This window comes from Paroceanicella profunda (genome assembly GCF_005887635.2).
Lineage (GTDB): Bacteria > Pseudomonadota > Alphaproteobacteria > Rhodobacterales > Rhodobacteraceae > Paroceanicella > Paroceanicella profunda.
The window spans coordinates 1,161,995-1,179,047 of record NZ_CP040818.1 but is presented as its reverse complement, the minus strand read 5'-3'; the positions used below and the strand labels follow the sequence as shown (position 1 = coordinate 1,179,047).

At 71.7% G+C, this 17,053-nt stretch carries 12 protein-coding genes; 8 read left to right on the top strand and 4 right to left on the bottom strand.

The window, feature by feature from the left end:
• Positions 1 to 163: 163 nt before the first annotated feature.
• A complete protein-coding gene (locus FDP22_RS05305; RefSeq protein WP_170317599.1) occupies positions 164 to 1,042 on the top strand; it encodes an AraC family transcriptional regulator in 879 nt (292 codons plus the stop codon).
• A 695-nt stretch (positions 1,043 to 1,737) separates the two neighbouring features.
• On the opposite strand, the gene FDP22_RS05300 is transcribed toward FDP22_RS05305, so the two are convergent.
• A complete protein-coding gene (locus FDP22_RS05300) occupies positions 1,738 to 3,183 on the bottom strand; it encodes an aldehyde dehydrogenase family protein (RefSeq protein WP_138575644.1) in 1,446 nt (481 codons plus the stop codon).
• Positions 3,184 to 3,836: 653 nt separating this feature from the next.
• On the opposite strand from FDP22_RS05300, the gene FDP22_RS05295 reads away from it, so the two are divergent.
• Positions 3,837 to 4,997: a CobW family GTP-binding protein gene (locus tag FDP22_RS05295; protein WP_170317598.1), complete on the top strand. Its 1,161-nt coding sequence runs from the start codon at positions 3,837 to 3,839 to the stop codon at positions 4,995 to 4,997.
• Between the two features lie 334 nt (positions 4,998 to 5,331).
• The gene (locus FDP22_RS05290; RefSeq protein ID WP_430225699.1) at positions 5,332 to 6,108 is read left to right on the top strand and encodes a hypothetical protein; all 777 of its coding nucleotides are present in this window, start codon (positions 5,332 to 5,334) and stop codon (positions 6,106 to 6,108) included.
• 7 nt (positions 6,109 to 6,115) lie between these two features.
• On the opposite strand, the gene FDP22_RS05285 is transcribed toward FDP22_RS05290, so the two are convergent.
• A complete protein-coding gene (locus FDP22_RS05285; protein WP_138575642.1) occupies positions 6,116 to 6,397 on the bottom strand; it encodes a YrhK family protein in 282 nt (93 codons plus the stop codon).
• A gap of 212 nt (positions 6,398 to 6,609) precedes the next feature.
• Between FDP22_RS05285 and FDP22_RS05280 the strand changes: the two genes are divergently transcribed.
• Positions 6,610 to 10,053, top strand: a complete 3,444-nt coding sequence (locus FDP22_RS05280; protein ID WP_138575641.1) for a pyruvate carboxylase — start codon at positions 6,610 to 6,612, stop codon at positions 10,051 to 10,053.
• A 330-nt stretch (positions 10,054 to 10,383) separates the two neighbouring features.
• Here FDP22_RS05280 and FDP22_RS05275 read toward each other — a convergent pair whose 3' ends face one another.
• The gene (locus FDP22_RS05275; RefSeq protein WP_138575640.1) at positions 10,384 to 11,013 is read right to left on the bottom strand and encodes a LysE family translocator; all 630 of its coding nucleotides are present in this window, start codon (positions 11,011 to 11,013) and stop codon (positions 10,384 to 10,386) included.
• Between the two features lie 95 nt (positions 11,014 to 11,108).
• On the opposite strand from FDP22_RS05275, the gene FDP22_RS05270 reads away from it, so the two are divergent.
• From FDP22_RS05270 to FDP22_RS05260, 3 genes are all read left to right on the top strand, one after another.
• On the top strand, positions 11,109 to 12,125 hold the full coding sequence (locus FDP22_RS05270; RefSeq protein ID WP_138575639.1) for a class I SAM-dependent methyltransferase: 1,017 nt from the start codon (positions 11,109 to 11,111) through the stop codon (positions 12,123 to 12,125).
• On the top strand, positions 12,122 to 13,282 hold the full coding sequence (locus tag FDP22_RS05265; RefSeq protein ID WP_138575638.1) for an MFS transporter: 1,161 nt from the start codon (positions 12,122 to 12,124) through the stop codon (positions 13,280 to 13,282). Before FDP22_RS05270 ends, FDP22_RS05265 begins: the two co-directional genes overlap by 4 nt.
• A 175-nt stretch (positions 13,283 to 13,457) precedes the next feature.
• The gene (locus tag FDP22_RS05260) at positions 13,458 to 13,901 is read left to right on the top strand and encodes a nuclear transport factor 2 family protein (RefSeq protein ID WP_138575637.1); all 444 of its coding nucleotides are present in this window, start codon (positions 13,458 to 13,460) and stop codon (positions 13,899 to 13,901) included.
• Positions 13,902 to 14,374: 473 nt separating this feature from the next.
• Here FDP22_RS05260 and FDP22_RS05255 read toward each other — a convergent pair whose 3' ends face one another.
• Complete coding sequence (locus tag FDP22_RS05255) at positions 14,375 to 16,000, bottom strand: acyl-CoA synthetase (RefSeq protein WP_138575636.1); 1,626 nt, start codon at positions 15,998 to 16,000, stop codon at positions 14,375 to 14,377.
• 127 nt (positions 16,001 to 16,127) lie between these two features.
• Here FDP22_RS05255 and FDP22_RS05250 point away from each other — a divergent pair, with 127 nt between their 5' ends.
• The gene (locus FDP22_RS05250) at positions 16,128 to 16,937 is read left to right on the top strand and encodes an SDR family NAD(P)-dependent oxidoreductase (RefSeq protein ID WP_138575635.1); all 810 of its coding nucleotides are present in this window, start codon (positions 16,128 to 16,130) and stop codon (positions 16,935 to 16,937) included.
• Positions 16,938 to 17,053 lie beyond the last annotated feature (116 nt).

Sequence of the window (17,053 nt, the reverse complement as noted above, 5' to 3'; positions counted from 1 at the left end):
CGTGCGCCTGCCGGCTCTGCGAATGCTGTGGGCGGTCACGGCGCGGCCGGTGGGCCGGGCAGGCAAGCGCGCCGTATGGGGCGCGCGGAGCGAAGCTTTTGCACTGCAGCGCCGGTTGTGCGACCCTTCCCAGAGGGCGAGGCTTCCGGACGGGGTGACGACTTTGGGAATTCACGAGACGCAACTCAGCACGGTTCCGGACGCAGCGGACCGCCGGGCGGGGCCACCCGCCGCCACGGCCGGGCGGTTCCGCGCCGGCGGCGCCGAGGAGGCCTGCGCCCTGGTGCGCCGGATCCACGCGCTGCCCGAGCCCTTCATCGGCCTGGAGACCCGCTATCCCGGCGCTGCGATGTCCTCGCGGCACATGCACGCCCGGGGGCAGCTCTCCTGCGCGCTGTCCGGCATGCTCACGGTGGTGACCGATCGCGGCAGCCAGGTGGTGCCGCCCCGGCACGCGCTGTGGATCCCGGCCGGCACCATGCATCAGATCCGGGTGCATGGCGCGGTGAAGTTGCGCAGCATGTACGTGGGGCCGGACGCGGAATTCGATGCGGCGCGGGACTGCGTGGTGTTCAAGGCCTCGGACCTGCTGCAGGTGCTGATGCAGGAGATCGTGCGCCTGCAGGAGACCGGCGCCGGGCCGGAGCATTTCGCCGCCATCATCACCCTCGTGAAGCAGGAGATGCGCACCGCGAACCGGCTCGAGCTGTCGATGCCGATGCCGCGGGACCGGCGGCTCTACCGGATCTGCCAGGCCATTCTGGCCGAGCCGAGCATCGCGGTGGGCAAGGACGACCTGGCGCGGATCGGCAACGTGAGCCGGCGCACCCTCACCCGGCTGTTCCGGAGCGAACTGGGCATGAGCTGCTCGCAATGGCGCCAGCAGGCGCTGCTGATGGAGGCGATGGGGCGGCTGGCGATGGGCTCTTCCGTCACCACCGTGGCGCTGGACCTCGGTTACGAGAGCCCCAGCGCCTTTTCGGCGATGTTCCGCCGCGAACTGGGCTTCTGCCCGCGGGATTTCGACCAGACCGAGCGCTGACCGTCCGGGCCGGGCCCCCGGCCGAGCCGGAGCGCAACGGCCGGGGACGCGTCTCCGCGCGGGGAGACCCCGCGCCCGGCGGCGCGCGCCGCGCGCCCCCGGCGATTGCGGCCCGCCGCAATCGGGAGACGCCCGGCGCTCCGCTCCGCAGTGTCGCTCGCGTGGCGGGGCGGGGCCGGCGCGGATCCGGCGAGCCGGGGATACGCTCAGGGTCGGTCTGCGCAGCCCTTGCGCGCGGCTGACATCTCCGATGTCATCAGCGTGAGCACGGGGTTGCGGATCGGGCCGGGCGACGTAGCGGAGGATGGCCGCCAGCGCCCACGCAGCGGGTCGCAGGGGCAAAACCGGGGCTGCGTATGACCGGGCGCGCGCACTCGGGTCCGCGGCATGCCCTGCCCGGGCCGGATCTGCGCCCCCGCTTGCCGCGAGGGTCCGCATGCGCCGGGAAACCCGGTCCATGGTGGCGGTGTGGAGAGGGGGATGTCACCCCTGCCGGGCTGGCACCGGGGGGAGACCAGGGGCTCTCGCCGGGACGAGGCTCCCGCAACGGGAGGGCATGTCCCCCGGCACGCAAGCCGTCGCAGGGGGCCCGGGGGCCGTCTTGCCCGGCGCGGATCCGCGGCGCGGGACCGGGCGATGCCGTCCCGTCCGGACGGGGCGCAGCGGGGCCGGGGGGACCCCGCTGCCGGCCCGGGTTACTCGGCGGCGATCCAGCCCGCGACGGACTTCACCTCGAGGAAGTCTTCCAGCCCCCAGGTGCCGCCCTCGCGCCCGTTGCCGGACTGCTTGTAGCCGCCGAAGGGCGCGCCGGAGGCGCGGGCCGCCCCGTTCAGGTGCACCATGCCGGCGCGCAGCCGGCGCGAGACGCGGCGCGCGCGCTCGGCGTCGCCGGTCTGCACGTAGGCGGACAGGCCGTAGACCGTGTCGTTCGCGATCGCCACCGCCTCCTCCTCGCTCTCGAACGGGATGAGCGCCAGCACCGGGCCGAAGATCTCCTCCCGCGCGATGGTCATCTCGTTGGTCACGTCGGCGAAGACCGTGGGCCGCACGTAATAGCCGCGGTTGAAGCCCTCCGGCCGGCCCGGACCGCCGGCAACCAGCCGCGCGCCTTCGGCGATGCCGGCCTCGATCAGCCCCTGGATCTTCGCGAACTGCGCCGCGCTCACCACCGGGCCGATGTGCTTTCCGTCCTCCGAGGGGTCGCCCACGAGGGTCTCGTTCGCGGTGGCGGCGGCCACCTCCACCGCCTGCTCGTAGATGCCGCGCTCCACCAGCATGCGGGTGGGCGCGTTGCAGGACTGGCCGGTGTTGTTGAAGCACTGCACCACGCCGCGGCGCACGGCGGCGGCCACGTCCGTATCGGCGAAGACGAGGTTCGGGCTCTTGCCGCCCAGCTCCAGCGACACGCGCTTCACCGTGTCGGCGGCGGATTTCGTCACCGCGATGCCGGCGCGGGTGGAGCCGGTGAGCGACATCATGTCCACGTCCGGGTGGGCGGAGAGCACGGCGCCCACGCCCGGCCCGTCGCCGTTCACGAGGTTGAACACCCCGGCCGGGAAGCCGGCCTCATGCACCATCTCGGCCACCAGCATGGAGGAGAGCGGGGCAACCTCGGAGGGTTTCAGCACCACGGTGCAGCCGGCGCCGAGCGCGGGGGCGATCTTCAGCATCACTTGGTTCATCGGCCAGTTCCAGGGCGTGATCAGCCCGCAGACGCCGATGGGCTCCATCAGGATATGCTCGCCCGTGGCGTCCTCGCGCAGCGGGTGCTCCCAGGTGAAGCCCTCCAGCACGCGCAGGAAGGCGTCGAGATGCGCCAGCCCGGCACCGGCCTGCGCCTGGGTGGCGAGGCGGATGGGCGCGCCCATCTCGGCGCTGATGGCCGCGGCCACCTCGTCGATGCGGCGGGCATAGATGTCGCGCAGCCGGCGCAGCAGGGCGAGGCGCGCGGCGGGCGGAGTCTGCGCCCAGGCCGGGAAGGCGCGCTTCGCCGCGGCCACGGCGCGGTCCGCGTCCGCTGCGGAGCCGAGCGAGATCACGGCGCAGGGCTCCTCGGTGGCCGGGTTGATCACGTCCAGCGTGGCGGGGACGGCCGGAGCCACCCAGGCGCCGTCGATGTAGAAATCGGTCTTGCTGAGCATCTCGATGCCCTCCTTGATGTCGTCTTCCGGGCGGGGTCCGGGCCGGTTCTCCGGAGCGGTGGCGCAGCCGGTGCCGCGCGCCCGCCGGGTGCGGCGGACTGTCCGGCTCTCTGGCTTCGCTCTGCGCTGCGCTGGAGGACCGGGGCGGCTGTCGCCCCGCGGCGGAGGTTAGGTAGCCGGGGGCGGAGTGTCAAACCCGCGCTCCGGCCCCCGGCGGCCCCCTCTCGCCGAACCGTGTGACAGGCAGGCGGCATGGAGGCCCCGCGTGCCCGCCCATGCTCGAGGCGCCAACAGGCAGCGGTGGCGCGCGGGTGCGGACGGGCGGAGCAGGTCGCGCGCCCAGTCCGGTCAGCGACAGCGGGGCAGGCGCGCATCCGGGCCGAGGGCCGGTGCCGGACGCCCGGGCAGCGGCGCGCGCGGGGGGGCGGACAGGCCGGAGGCCCGACCGCATGTCTGGCGACGGGTGGAGCGGGGGCAGGCGGCGGTGGCGCGCGCGGAGAGCGGACGGGCGGGGCAGGTCGCGCGCGCGGACCGGTCAGCGACAGCGGGGGCGGGGCGTATACGGGACGAGGGCCGGTGCCGGACGGGCCGGGCGGCGTTGTCGCCCGGTGCGGCCTCCGCTAGGGTGCCCGCGCATCCGAGGAGACCCGACCATGCCCGACCTGCCAGAGCGCATCCCCGTCACCATCGTCACCGGCTTTCTCGGCGCCGGCAAGACCACGCTGCTGAACCGGCTGATGGCCGAGCCCGGCTTCGGCGACACCGCGGTCATCGTGAACGAATTCGGCGAGGTGGGGCTGGACGGCGCGCTGGTGAGCCGCAGCCCGGAGGAGAGCCCGCGCGCCATGGCGATGACCACCGGCTGCCTGTGCTGCACCGTCTCGGGCGACGTGCGCGCCACCCTGCTGCGCCTGCGCCGGGAGGCGGAGGAGGGCGCCGGCCCCGCCTTCTCGCGCGTGGTGATCGAGACCACCGGCCTCGCGGACCCCGCGCCGGTGCTGGCCGGCTTCATGATCGACGACGACATCCTGAACCGCTTCGTGCTCAACGGCGTGGTGACCGTGATCGACGCGGTGCACGGCGACAGCGTGCTGGACCGGTTCGAGGAAGCCCGGCGGCAGGCCGGCGTGGCCGATCTGGTGCTGCTGTCGAAGACCGACCTCGCCGCCGACCCGGCCTCGCGCGCCGACCTCGCCCGGCTGGAAGCCCGCCTGAACGGGATGAATGCGAACGCCCGCCTTGCCCGGGCCGGCGCGGTGGCGGCGGCCGATCTCTTCTCCCTCGCCGCCTTCGACCCGGCCGGGAAACCGCCCGACGTGGCCGGCTGGCTGCGCGACGCCCGGGATGCGCAGGGCCCTCACCATCACCATCACGATGCGGACTCCCGGCCCGCCCACGGCCCGGGCCATGGCGACAGACAGGGTGACCATGCACAGGGCACGGGCGTCGGCACACGGGCCCACGCCCACCACCACCATGACACCAGCGCGCATGGGGACGACATCACCGCCTTCGGCTTCCGCGCCCGCACGCCGCTCACCCCGGGGGCGATCGAGATGACGGTGGACATCCTGCAGCGCAGCCTCGGGCGCGACCTGCTGCGGCTGAAGGGGCTGGTGGCGCTCTCCGACGCGCCGGACCAGCCGGTGGTGGTGCACGCCGTCCAGCACCTGAGCCACCCGCCCACGCGCCTGCCGGCCTGGCCGGAGGGGCTCACGCCCGAGAGCCGGCTGGTGATCATCGTGGCCGGCCCCGGCCGCGCCGGCGTGGTGGCGCAGATCCGCGCCTGCCTGCCGCAGTTCGAACCCGCCTGAGGTGCGCCCGGCCGGGCCCCTGCCGCTGACGGGAAACCTGCACCGCGGCAGGCCGGATGCGGGCGGGGCATGCGCTGCCGCCCGGGCTCCGGGGGCGAAGGCTTCTCCCGGGGCCGGCGTGGGGGAGACGGCGGCCGGAGGGGGGCATGTGTCTCCGCCGCCCGCACGGAGCGCGGGCCCTGCGTGCGATACCGCACGCTGCGCGTGCATGTCCTTGCCTGCCCGGCCCGGGCCGCCCTATTCTCACCGCCTCACCGCCTCACCGCCTCACCGCCTCACCGCCTCACCGCCTCACCGCCTCACCGCCTCACCGCCTGACTGGAGGAATGCCGCCGTGGCCCTGTCCGACTGGTTCAACGAGACGCCCGCCGCCGCACCGCGCCGCTCCGGCCCTGTGCAGGTGGGCTGGCTGCTTGCCGATGCGAAGGGGGGCGTGGTCTATGAGCCGCCGGAGCGGGTGCGCTCGGCGGAGATGAACCGCACCCATGCGAAATCCGCCTCGCGCTGCCCGGCGGTGATCAACATGGAGAGCCGCTACTTCCTGATCCGCTGCCCGTTCGACATGCACCTGCGCTTCACCCGCTCGAAGGAGGGCAAGCCGGCGATCCGCAACATGCTGGGCGAGGCGAGCCCGGTGCGCTCCTCCAAGCTGGGCCAGCTCATCCACGTCACCTCGGAGACGGAGTGGCGCTACAAGGATCGGCCCACCGTCCAGGTGTCGCTGCCCTACATGTTCCTGGCCGACGAGCCGGTGTACATGACCCAGCTCTCCGCCTTCATGCACTACCGCCGCGAGCAGCTTCCCGGCACCATCTTCGGCGGGCGCTTTCCCATCCACCTCTGGCCGCGGCCGCTGATGTGGGCCTTCGAGTGGCACGAGCCGGAGAAGGACATCGTGCTGCGCCGGGGCGAGCCGTGGTTCTACTGCACCTTCGAGACCGAGCCGCAGGACCGCGCTGTCCAGCTTGTGGAGGCCGAGCGCACGCCGGAACTGCAGGCGCATGTGGACCACGTATCCGGCGCGGTGAACTACGTGAACCAGACCTTCTCGCTGTTCCGCGCCGCCGGCGCGCACCGGCCGGAGACCCTGCTCAAGCCGGTGAAGCGCTGAGGCGGGCTCATTCCTCCTCGCGCTGCGCCAGGGTGTCGAGGTCTCCGGCCCGCCAGTAATGCACCTCCCGCGCCAGCCGGATGGAGGGCTTGAGCGCGAAGAACACCGAGCCGACCACGAACAGCCAGGTTCCGGCCGTCTGGGTCGAGTCGCGGAAGAACAGGATGCTGCCGATGAGAAACAGCAGCGCCGCGGCGAAATCCACCGCCGTGTAGGCGATCTCGTAGGCCGCGTAGAGTTTCCGGTTATGCTGCCCGGTCAGGCGGGTCTTCGGGTTGAACAGCTTCACGTCACCTCCTCCTGGGGGGGCGCTCCGGGCGCCCGTGCGGGCAAGGATACAGGGCAGGCGCGCTGCGACAACCCGTGCACCGGCCCCTTCCGCCACCTTGACATCCGGGCCGTTTGGCTCAGCAATGACGCAGGGAATTCATTGTGCGTTGCGGCAGCCCCCTCGGCGGTGCCGCAACGCAGATCGAACAAGACCAAAGGGATAGGAAGACGATGCGCAGCTTCAGGAAGATCCTGGTCGCCAACCGCGGCGAAATCGCCATCCGCGTGATGCGGGCAGCCAACGAGCTGGGAAAGCGGACAGTCGCGGTCTACGCGGAGGAGGACAAGCTGGGCCTGCACCGCTTCAAGGCGGACGAGGCCTACCGCATCGGCGAGGGGCTCGGCCCGGTGGCGGCCTATCTCTCCATCCCCGAGATCATCCGCGTGGCGCGCATGGCGGGCGCCGACGCGATCCACCCCGGCTATGGCCTGCTCTCGGAGAACCCGGAGTTCGTGGACGCCTGCGAGGCCGCCGGCATTGCCTTCATCGGCCCGAAGGCCGAGACCATGCGCATGCTGGGCGACAAGGCCTCCGCCCGCCGCGCGGCGGTGGCGGCCGGGGTGCCGGTCATCCCCGCCACCGAGGTGCTGCCCGATGACATGGACGAGGTGCGCCGCATGGCCGAGGCCGTGGGCTATCCGTTCATGCTGAAGGCGAGCTGGGGCGGCGGCGGGCGCGGCATGCGCCCGATCCTCGGCCCGGACGAGCTGGAGGAGAAGGTGCTCGCCGGCCGGCGCGAGGCCGAGGCCGCCTTCGGCAACGGCGAGGGCTATCTGGAGAAGATGATCCAGCGCGCCCGCCACGTGGAGGTGCAGATCCTCGGCGACAGTTTCGGCGGCATCTACCACCTCTTCGAGCGGGACTGCTCGGTGCAGCGCCGCAACCAGAAGGTGGTGGAGCGCGCCCCCGCGCCCTATCTCACGCCCGAGCAGCGCGCGGAGATCTGCGAGCTGGGCCTGAAGATCGGCCGCCACGCGAATTACGAGTGCGCCGGCACCGTCGAGTTCCTGATGGACATGGACACGGGCGCCTTCTACTTCATCGAGGTGAACCCGCGCGTGCAGGTGGAGCACACGGTGACCGAGGAGGTGACCGGCATCGACATCGTGCGCGCCCAGATCCTCATCGCCGAGGGCCGCACGCTGGAGGAGGCCACCGGTGTCAGCCGGCAGGAAGACGTGGTGCTGCGCGGCCATGCCCTGCAGTGCCGCATCACCACCGAGGACCCGCGCAACAACTTCATCCCGGATTACGGCCGCATCACCGCCTATCGCGGTGCCACCGGCTTCGGCATCCGGCTGGACGGCGGCACGGCCTATTCCGGCGCGGTGATCACCCGCTACTACGACAGCCTTCTGGAGAAGGTGACCGCCTGGGCCCCCACGCCGGAGGGCGCCATCGCCCGCATGGACCGCGCGCTGCGCGAATTCCGCATCCGCGGGGTCTCCACCAACATCGCCTTCGTGGAGAACCTGCTCAAGCACCCGAAATTCCTGGATTATACCTACCACACCAAGTTCATCGACCAGACACCGGAGCTGTTCGAATTCTCCACCCGCCAGGATCGGGCGACCAAGATCCTCACCTTCATCGGCGACATCACGGTGAACGGGAACCCGGAGGTGGCCGGCTTGCCGAAGCCCCCCGCCGATGTCCGCGTGCCGAAATCCCCGCCGCTGCGCGGCGAGGTGGTGCCCCGCGGCGCGCGCACCCTGCTGAAGGAGGCCGGGCCGAAGGCGGTGGCGGACTGGATGCTGCATGAGCGCAAGTTGCTCATCACCGACACCACCATGCGCGACGGCCACCAGAGCCTGCTCGCCACGCGCATGCGCTCCTTCGACATGCTCAACGTGGCGGAGGCCTATGCCCACAACCTCCCCCAGCTCTTCTCCATGGAGTGCTGGGGCGGGGCGACCTTCGATGTCGCCTACCGCTTCCTGCAGGAATGCCCCTGGCAGCGGCTGCGCGACCTCGACCAGAAGATGCCCAACCTGCTGAAGCAGATGCTGCTGCGCGCCTCCAACGGCGTGGGCTACACCAACTACCCCGACAACGTGGTGCAGGCCTTCATCGCCCGTGCCGCGAAGAGCGGGGTGGACGTGTTCCGCGTGTTCGACCCGCTGAACTGGGTGGAGAACATGCGCGTGGCCATGGACGCGGTGCTGGAGAGCGGCAAGATCCTGGAAGCCACCCTCTGCTACACCGGAGACATCAACGACCCGGCCCGCGCCAAGTATTCGCTGGACTATTACGTGACCCTGGCGCGGGAGCTGGAGGCCGCCGGCGCCCATGTGCTGGGCGTGAAGGACATGGCGGGGCTGATGAAGCCCGCCGCGGCCACGCGGCTCATCACCGCGCTGAAGCAGGACATCTCCATTCCCATCCACTTCCACACCCATGACACCTCCGGCATCTCGGCGGCGACGGTGCTTGCGGCGGCGGATGCCGGGGTGGACGCGGTGGACGCGGCGATGGACAGTTTCTCCGGCCTCACCTCGCAGCCCTGCCTCGGCTCCATCGTGGAGGCGCTGCGCGGCCAGCCGCGCGACACCGGGCTCGACATCACCGCGGTGCGCGAGATCTCGGACTACTGGGAGGCCACGCGCCGGCTCTACACCGCCTTCGAATCCGACATGAAGTCCGGCGCCTCGGAGGTGTATCTCCATGAGATGCCCGGCGGCCAGTTCACCAACCTCAAGGCCCAGGCCCGGTCCATGGGCCTGGCCGAGCGCTGGCACGAGGTGGCGAAGACCTATTCGGACGTGAACCAGATGTTCGGCGACATCATCAAGGTCACCCCCACCTCCAAGGTGGTGGGCGACATGGCGCTGTCCATGGTCTCCGCCGGGCTCACCCGCGCGGATGTGGAGAACCCGGACAAGGACGTCTCCTTCCCGGACTCCGTGGTGGGGCTGATGCGCGGCGAGATGGGCCAGCCGGTGGGCGGCTTCCCCGAGGCCATCCAGAGGAAGGTGCTCAAGGGCGAGGCCCCGATGACCGAGCGCCCCGGCCTCACCCTGCCGCCGGTGGACATCGAGGGCACCCGCGCGAAGCTGGCCGCCGAGCTCGACATGAAGATCGATGACGAGGACCTGTGCGGCTACCTCATGTATCCCAAGGTGTTCACCGACTACATGAAGCGCCACGCGGATTACGGGCCGGTGCGCGCGCTGCCCTCGCCGGTGTTCTTCTACGGCATGGAGCCGGGCGACGAGGTGGAGGCCGAGATCGATCCCGGCAAGCGGCTGGTCATCCGGCTGCAGGCGGTCTCCGAGACCGATGACAAGGGCGAGGTCCGGGTGTTCTTCGAGCTGAACGGCCAGCCCCGCGTGGTGCGCGTGCCCGACCGGATGGTGCAGGCCACCGCCACCCGCCGCCCGAAGGCGGACCCCGCGAACCCGGCCCATGTGGCCGCGCCGATGCCGGGGGTGATCGCCTCCGTCGTCGTCTCACCCGGGCAGGAGGTGAAGGCAGGCGACATGCTGCTCACCATCGAGGCGATGAAGATGGAAACCGCGCTGCACGCCGAGACCGGCGGCAAGGTGAAGGCCGTCCACGCCCCCGCGGGCTCCGCCGTGGACGCGAAGGACCTGCTGGTCGAGTTCGAGGCCTGAGCGGGGCGCGGGCCCCGTCGCCACGGGGCTCCCCTCACCACCGCCTCTGCGGGGCCCCCGAGCGAGCTGCCGCCCTGCCGGCCGCCACTGACGCTCCCGGCCCCGGCCTCCCGCCCGGGCGACCAGCCCGGGCCGCGCCCCACCCTCCTCCGGGAGGGCGCCCGCGGCTCAGTCAGTCCGGTGCTTCGGGATAAGCCGCCCGCCACAAGCGGTGCTGCGCCCCCTTCAGGGTCGGGCGCGCCCTTCGCGCCCGGCGGAGGCGTGGTCGGGCAGGAGGACATCACAGCTTCCGCGCCGCAGGGACCGGGTGGCGTGAGGGCGCCCGGTCCTTCAGGCGGCGCGGCGGGTGAAGGCGGAGGCCACGCCGGCGGCGATCAGCATGGCCGCGGCGCCGCGGGTGGCGCGACGCAGCACGGCGGGGCGGCGAATCAGCCCGCGCGCCCGGTTCGCGAGGGCGGCATAGGCCCAGCTGTTCAGCATGCCGAGGCCGGAGAAGGTGACCACCAGAACCGCCGCCTGCGGGGCGAAGGGCGCGTCGTGCCGGATGAACTGCGGCACGAAGGCGACGAAGAACAGGATGGCCTTCGGGTTGAACAGCGTCACCAGCGCCGCGTCGCGGAACATCACCCGGCGGCGGGCCGGGGCCACGGGCACCAGCAGCGCCTCGCCCGGCGGGTTGCGCCACATCTTCACGCCCATCCACACAAGGTAGGCCGCGCCGGCGAATTTCATCACCTCGAAGGCGGTGGCGGAGGCCGCGAGCAGCGTGCCCACGCCCAGCAGCGACAGCGAGGCGGCGCAGAGGTCTCCCAGCCCCACGCCCAGCACGCTGGGCAGCGCGGTGCGCCGGCCATGGGCGAGCGACTGCGAGATCACGGTCAGCACCGTCGGGCCGGGCAGCAGCAGCAACAGGATGCTGGCGCCCACGAAGGCGAGGTAGGTTCCCAATTCGACGGGCATGTGGTCTCCTGTCAGCGAAGAATTCAGGGTTTGCACAGCAGGGTTGTGCGCGCCGCCTCTGGTCGTTGCGCGCAGGGGACTGTAAGAGAAATTTCATGACCGATCTAGATCGCCTGGTGTTTCCCGTCGCCGACGGCACGGTGGCTTTGCCCGCCGGCCCGATGCTGTTCCTCAATGCCCGCCCGGGGCCCGGCCTGTCCGAGCTCGGGCCCGAACGCCTGCAGTGCGAACAGGGCTTCCGCCCCGAACACGATGCGCTGGCCGGCATCGCCGTGGCGCCGCGCGTGGAGGGGGGCGATTTCGCCTCCGCCGCCGTGCTGGTGACGCGCAACCGCGCCGAGACGCTGGGCCTGGTGGCCCGGGCGCTGGGCGCGCTGCCGGAGGGCGGGCTGCTGCTCGTCTCCGGCGCGAAGACCGACGGGATCGACAGCATCCTCTCGCGGGTGAAGGCCGTGGTGCCGGTGCAGGGCGGCCTGTCGAAGGGCCATGGCCGGACCTTCTGGCTCACCCGCCCGGCCGAGCTGCCGGAGGCCGTGAGCGGCTGGGCCGCGGAGGCGGCGCCGCGCCGCAACGCCGGCGATTTCCTCACCGCGCCGGGCATGTTCAGCCATGATCATGCGGATCCGGGCTCCGCGCTGCTGGTGGAGGCGCTGGCCGGGGTGAAGAAGGGGCTGAAGGGCCGGGTGGCCGATCTCGGCTCCGGCTACGGCTGGCTCTCCGCCGCCGTGCTCGCCGCGCATCCCGACATCCGCAGCCTCGCGCTCTACGAGGCCGACCACGCGGCGCTGGAGGCCGCGCGCGTGAATGTCGCGGACCCGCGCGCCAGCTTCCACTGGGCCGATGCCACCGGGCTGGGCAAGCGCGACGGGCCCTTCGACGTTGTGATCACAAACCCGCCGTTCCACACCGGGCGGGCCGCCGAGCCGGCGCTGGGGCAGGCGTTCATCGCCGCCGCGGCGCGCGTGCTCACCCCGGGCGGCCGGCTCTACCTGGTCGCCAACCGGCAGCTCCCCTATGAGGCGGCGCTGGAGCAGGCCTTCATCGAGCGTGACACGCTGGCCACCACGGGCGGCTTCAAGGTGCTCACCGCGTTCCGACCGAAGAAGAAATGAGCAACCGCCAGCCAACCTCCTGGCCGCACGTGGCCGCCGGGTTGTTCGCCGGCGTGTGCATTGCGCTGCTGGTGGGCAAGATGTCGGCCACGGTGCCGCTGCTGCGCGAGAACTTCGGCACCGGGCTCACGGCAATGGGCTTCTACATCTCGCTGCTCAGCCTCGCCTTCGCCCTGGGCGGGTTGGGCTTCGGGCTTCTGGTCCGGCGGATCGGGGCGCGCCGGGCAGCCGTTGCCGGGCTGGCGCTGGGCGCCATCGGCTCGGGCCTGGGCGCGCTGGCGCCGAGCTTTCCGCTGCTGTTCCTCACCCGGGCGGCGGAGGCGCTGGGCTATTCGCTCACCGTGACGGCCATTCCCTCGCTGATCCAGTCGAAGACCGCGCCGCCGGACCGGTCCTTCGCCATGGCGCTCTGGGGCACCTGGCTGCCGATCGGGGTGAGCGTGATGCTCGCCATCGCCGCCCTCGCCATCGGGTTTCTCGGCTGGCGGGGGATCTTCGCGCTGGTGGCGGCGGCCAATCTCGCGGCCTGCGTGCTGATCGCGCGGCTCTATCACCGTGACCCGCCGCTGGTGACCGGGCGGGTGAACCTGCGCGGCACCCTGCGGCGCGACCCGGTGCGCCATGTGGTGGCCTTCGTGTGCTTCTCCGCGCCGAGCCTGGTGGTGATGTCCTTCCTGCCCACCCTGCTGCATGACGATTACGGCGTCAGCGTGCGCAGCGCGAACGCGGTGGTGACCGGGGCCGTGCTGGCCATGGTGCCGGCCACCCTTTCTGCCGGCTGGCTGCTGGGGCGGGGCGTGCGGCCGGACCTGATGGCCGCCCTGGGCTTCGTGGCCGGCGGGACGCTGGCCATTCCGCTGTTCGGCGGCTTCCTGCCGCTCTGGGCCGTGGTGATCTGCGCCGGGGCCTACAACCTCGTGGGCGGGCTGGTGGCCGCGGTGCTCTGGAGCGCCGTGCCGCGCATGATGCGCAACATGGACGAGGCGCCGGTGCTCAACGGGCTGCTGTTCCAGGGCGCGGGCATCGGCCAGCTGATCGGGCCGCCGCTGGCCGGCGTCTGCGTGGGGCTGATCGGAAGCTGGTCCGGCGTGTGGCTGTTCACCATTCCCTTCGCGATGACCGGCTGCTGGCTGGCGCTGAACTTCGGCCGCCGCTGAGCGCCGAGGCTCAACGCCGTTCAACGCCGCTGCGGGGCTGACGCCCGGTCCCCGGCCGCCGGGACCCGGCGTCTGACAGGCGCGCGCCTTCGGGCTGGCGGGTGCCGTGCCGCCAGCCTATTCTTCCGGCAGGAAGGCCGGCGCGAACCGGCCCCGCGGCCCCGGAGGAGACCCCATGCAGCCAAACCCCCACGATCCCCGCCTGCGCACCGATCTCACCGCCAACGAACGCACCGTCCTGCGCTTCATGGACGAGTGCCTGCACGGCGACAATCTGGCCCTGATCGACGAGCTCGTGGCCGAGGATTACGTCCAGCACACGCCGGGCATCGGGCAGGGCCGCGAGGGGATCCGCCGCTACTTCCACGAGGTGGCCTCGCGCCGCCCGGGCCGGAAGGACTGGCGCCCGGTCCACCTGTTCGCCTGCGGCGACTTCGTCATCCTGCACAAGCTGCTGCCGACGACAGTGATCGTCGACATCCTGCGTTTCAACGAGAGGGGGCAGCTTGCCGAGCATTGGGACGTGGTCCAGCGCCACCCGGAGCCGGATTACGATCCGATGAAGCGCTCGGAGGAGGACCTTTCCCGCTTCGCCGCCCTGTTCGCGGCCGGCGCCTGAGGCCGCTGGGGGGGCCTGGGTGCGTTGCCCTGCGCCGGGCCGCCCGATGTCTGCGCCGTCGGAGCGGGGCGGGACGGCGTGCCGGCATGCGTGGCATGCCGCTTTCCGGCCCGCGGGCCGGAAAGATGATCCGGAGACCGGATCATGCACGCCCCGGCGCTCCACCCCGGCGCCGCGCTCGATGTGAGGCGGTGCGGGTGTCCCGGGAGGCGGCCGGTGCGGCGTCCTGCGGGCAGGGGCCGGAACCGCCACGTCATGCGTCTGGCCCGAGTGCGGCGGTTCCGGGATGTGCGACCGGAGGGCAGTGGCACTGACCGGACCGAATTCCCTGTGGCGCGTGCGCGAAGGCCCTTCGGGGCTCAGGTGCGCATGTCACAGGGCGGCTGGACGGCGCCGCCCCCCTTGTGATCACATCCTTGGCCCTGACGGCCGGGCGGGGGGCGGACCCCGCCCGGAGCGTCAGCGGGCCGTGATCACAGCGCGCGCGCCTTCTCGCGCAGGGCGAATTTCTGGATCTTTCCGGTCGAGGTCTTCGGCAGTTCGCCGAACACCACGTAGCGGGGGCACTTGAAACCGGCCAGCCCGGCGCGGGCGTGGGCCAGGATCTCCTCGGCGCTGGCCTCGCGGCCGGGGCGCAGCTCCACGAAGACGCAGGGTGTCTCGCCCCACTTGTCGTCCGGCTTGGCGACCACGGCGCACATGGCGACGGCGGGGTGCTTGAAGATCACCTCCTCCACCTCGATGGAGGAGATGTTCTCGCCCCCGGAGATGATGATGTCCTTGGAGCGGTCCTTGAGCTGGATATAGCCGTCCGGGTGCTTCACCGCGAGGTCACCGGACCAGAACCAGCCGTCCTTGAGGGCCTTCTGCGTCGCGGCGGGGTTCTTGAAGTAGCCCTTCATCACCACGTTGCCGCGAAACACCACCTCGCCGAGGCTGGCGCCATCGGCGGGCACCGGCTGGCCGGCTTCCACGTCGAAGACGTCGAGCCCTTCCAGCGCGGCGTAGCGCACCCCCTGCCGGGATTTCAGCCGCGCCTGGGCCTCCGGATCCAGCGCGTCCCAGTCGCGCTTCCACTCGTTGATCACGGCCGGGCCGTAGACTTCGGTGAGGCCGTAGACATGGGTGACGCGGAACCCCGCCTCGGCCATCGCGGCCAGCACGCTCTCCGGCGGGGGCGCGGCGGCGGTGAGGAATTCCACCTGCTGGGGCACGTCGCGCTTCTCGCCCTCGCCCGCCGCGAGGAGGGTGGACATCACGATGGGCGCACCACACATATGCGTCACGCCGTGCGTGACGATCGCGTCATACATCGCCCCCGCCCGCACGGCGCGCAGGCAGACATGGGTGCCCGCCAGCGCCGAGAGCGTCCATGGAAAGCACCAACCGTTGCAGTGAAACATCGGCAGGGTCCAGAGGTAGACCGGATGCTGGCGCATTCCGGCGTGCAGGGCATTGCCCGTGGCCAGAAGCGTGGCGCCGCGATGGTGGTAGACCACGCCCTTCGGGTCCCCCGTGGTGCCGGAGGTGTAGTTGAGGGCGATGGCGTCCCACTCGTCCCGCGGCATCTGCCAGGGGTACTCCGGATCGCCCCCGCCGACGAAGGCCTCGTAGTCGGTGCCGCCGAGGGTGTCGGCGCCCGGGGCGGTGGGGTCGTTGTACTCGATGAGCACGGGTGAGACCCGGGCGATCTCCAGCGCGGCGCGGGCGAGGGGCACCAGCTCCCGGTCGAGGATCAGCACCTTCGCCTCGGCATGGTCGAGGATGAAGGCGATGCCGGCGGGATCCAGCCGGGTGTTGATGGCGTTGAGCACGGCGTCGCACATCGGCACGCCGTAATGCGCCTCCAGCATCGGCGGCGTGTTGAACAGAAGTGCCGAGACGGTGTCGCCCCGGCCGATGCCGAGCCCGGCGAGGGCCGAGCCCAGCCGCCGGGCGCGGGCGTAGAAGTCACGATAGGTCACGCGCTGGGCACCGTGAATGATGGCGCAGTGATCGGGAAACACATGCGCCGCCCGCTCCAGAAGCGTGAGCGGTGTCAGGGGCTGGAAATTGGCCGGCGTGCGCGGCAGATCCGTGTTGTAGGCGGCGTTGGTCATGGGCTCCCTCCGGTATTCGTTGCCGCTATCTTGCGCCGGGTGCGGTCCGGGTAAAGAAAAGATTGCGGTTTGTGTCATCACGGCGGTTGGCCTAAGGTCTCGCCGGTGGGGATAAGGGGAATTTCACATGGGCCTGCTGACTGGCAAGACCGCGATCATCACCGGCGCCGTGACCGGCGTGGGGCTCGCGGTGTCACGCAAGTTCGCGGCGGCCGGCGCCCGACTGGTGCTGACCGACACGAATGACGCCAAGCTGGCCGAGGAGGCGCGCGACCTGCGCGAATCCGGGGCCGAGATCGTCACCTTCTCCTGCGAGCTGAAGGAGAAGCTTTCGGTCAACAACCTCATCGCCCTGGCGCTGGGGAACTACGACGAGATCGACATCCTCGTGAACGCCTCCCGCGTGATGCGCTACGGCGACGCGCTGGAGAATGCCGACGAGGATCTCGACGTGATGATGGACACCAACCTCAAGGGCGCGCTGCGCCTGAGCCAGGCGGTGGCGCGGCGGATGATCTCCCAGGCCGAGGGCCGGACGGACACGCCCGCCGGCGGCAACGGCGCCATCGTGAACATCAGCTCCATCGCCGGCCAGCGCACCCTGCCGGACCTGCTGGCCTACTCGGTGACCTGCGCGGCCATCGACCAGATGACGCGCAACCTCGCCGTGGCGCTGGCGCCCAGCGGCATCCGGGTGAACGGCGTCGCGCTGGGGGGCGTGATGACGGCGAACCTGCGCGACTCGCTCAAGAGCCAGGAGGAGCTGCGCGCGAAGATGATCGCCGTCACGCCGCTGGGCCGGGTGGGCGAGGCGACGGAGGCGGCGGATGCCGTGGCCTGGCTCGCCTCCTCGGCGGCGAGCTTCGTGACCGGGCAGATCCTGGCGGTGGACGGCGGGCGCACCGTGCTCGACCCGCTCAGCGTGCCCGCTCACTGACACCGCGCGGCGCCGGGGCAGGGCGCCGGGGCGCGCGCGCTCTGCCTGTGGCAGATCGCCTTTCCGGCCGCGCCGGAAAGCGGCATGCGGCACGCATGCCGGCGCGCCTTCCCGCA

Coding starts and splice junctions, on each gene's coding strand:
- FDP22_RS05300 (WP_138575644.1), bottom strand. CDS start 3,183: ATGCTCAGCAAGACCGATTTCTACATCGACGGCGCCTGGGTGGCTCCG.
- FDP22_RS05270 (WP_138575639.1), top strand. CDS start 11,109: ATGACCGATCTAGATCGCCTGGTGTTTCCCGTCGCCGACGGCACGGTG.
- FDP22_RS05250 (WP_138575635.1), top strand. CDS start 16,128: ATGGGCCTGCTGACTGGCAAGACCGCGATCATCACCGGCGCCGTGACC.
- FDP22_RS05255 (WP_138575636.1), bottom strand. CDS start 16,000: ATGACCAACGCCGCCTACAACACGGATCTGCCGCGCACGCCGGCCAAT.
- FDP22_RS05265 (WP_138575638.1), top strand. CDS start 12,122: ATGAGCAACCGCCAGCCAACCTCCTGGCCGCACGTGGCCGCCGGGTTG.
- FDP22_RS05280 (WP_138575641.1), top strand. CDS start 6,610: ATGCGCAGCTTCAGGAAGATCCTGGTCGCCAACCGCGGCGAAATCGCC.
- FDP22_RS05260 (WP_138575637.1), top strand. CDS start 13,458: ATGCAGCCAAACCCCCACGATCCCCGCCTGCGCACCGATCTCACCGCC.
- FDP22_RS05295 (WP_170317598.1), top strand. CDS start 3,837: ATGCCCGACCTGCCAGAGCGCATCCCCGTCACCATCGTCACCGGCTTT.
- FDP22_RS05275 (WP_138575640.1), bottom strand. CDS start 11,013: ATGCCCGTCGAATTGGGAACCTACCTCGCCTTCGTGGGCGCCAGCATC.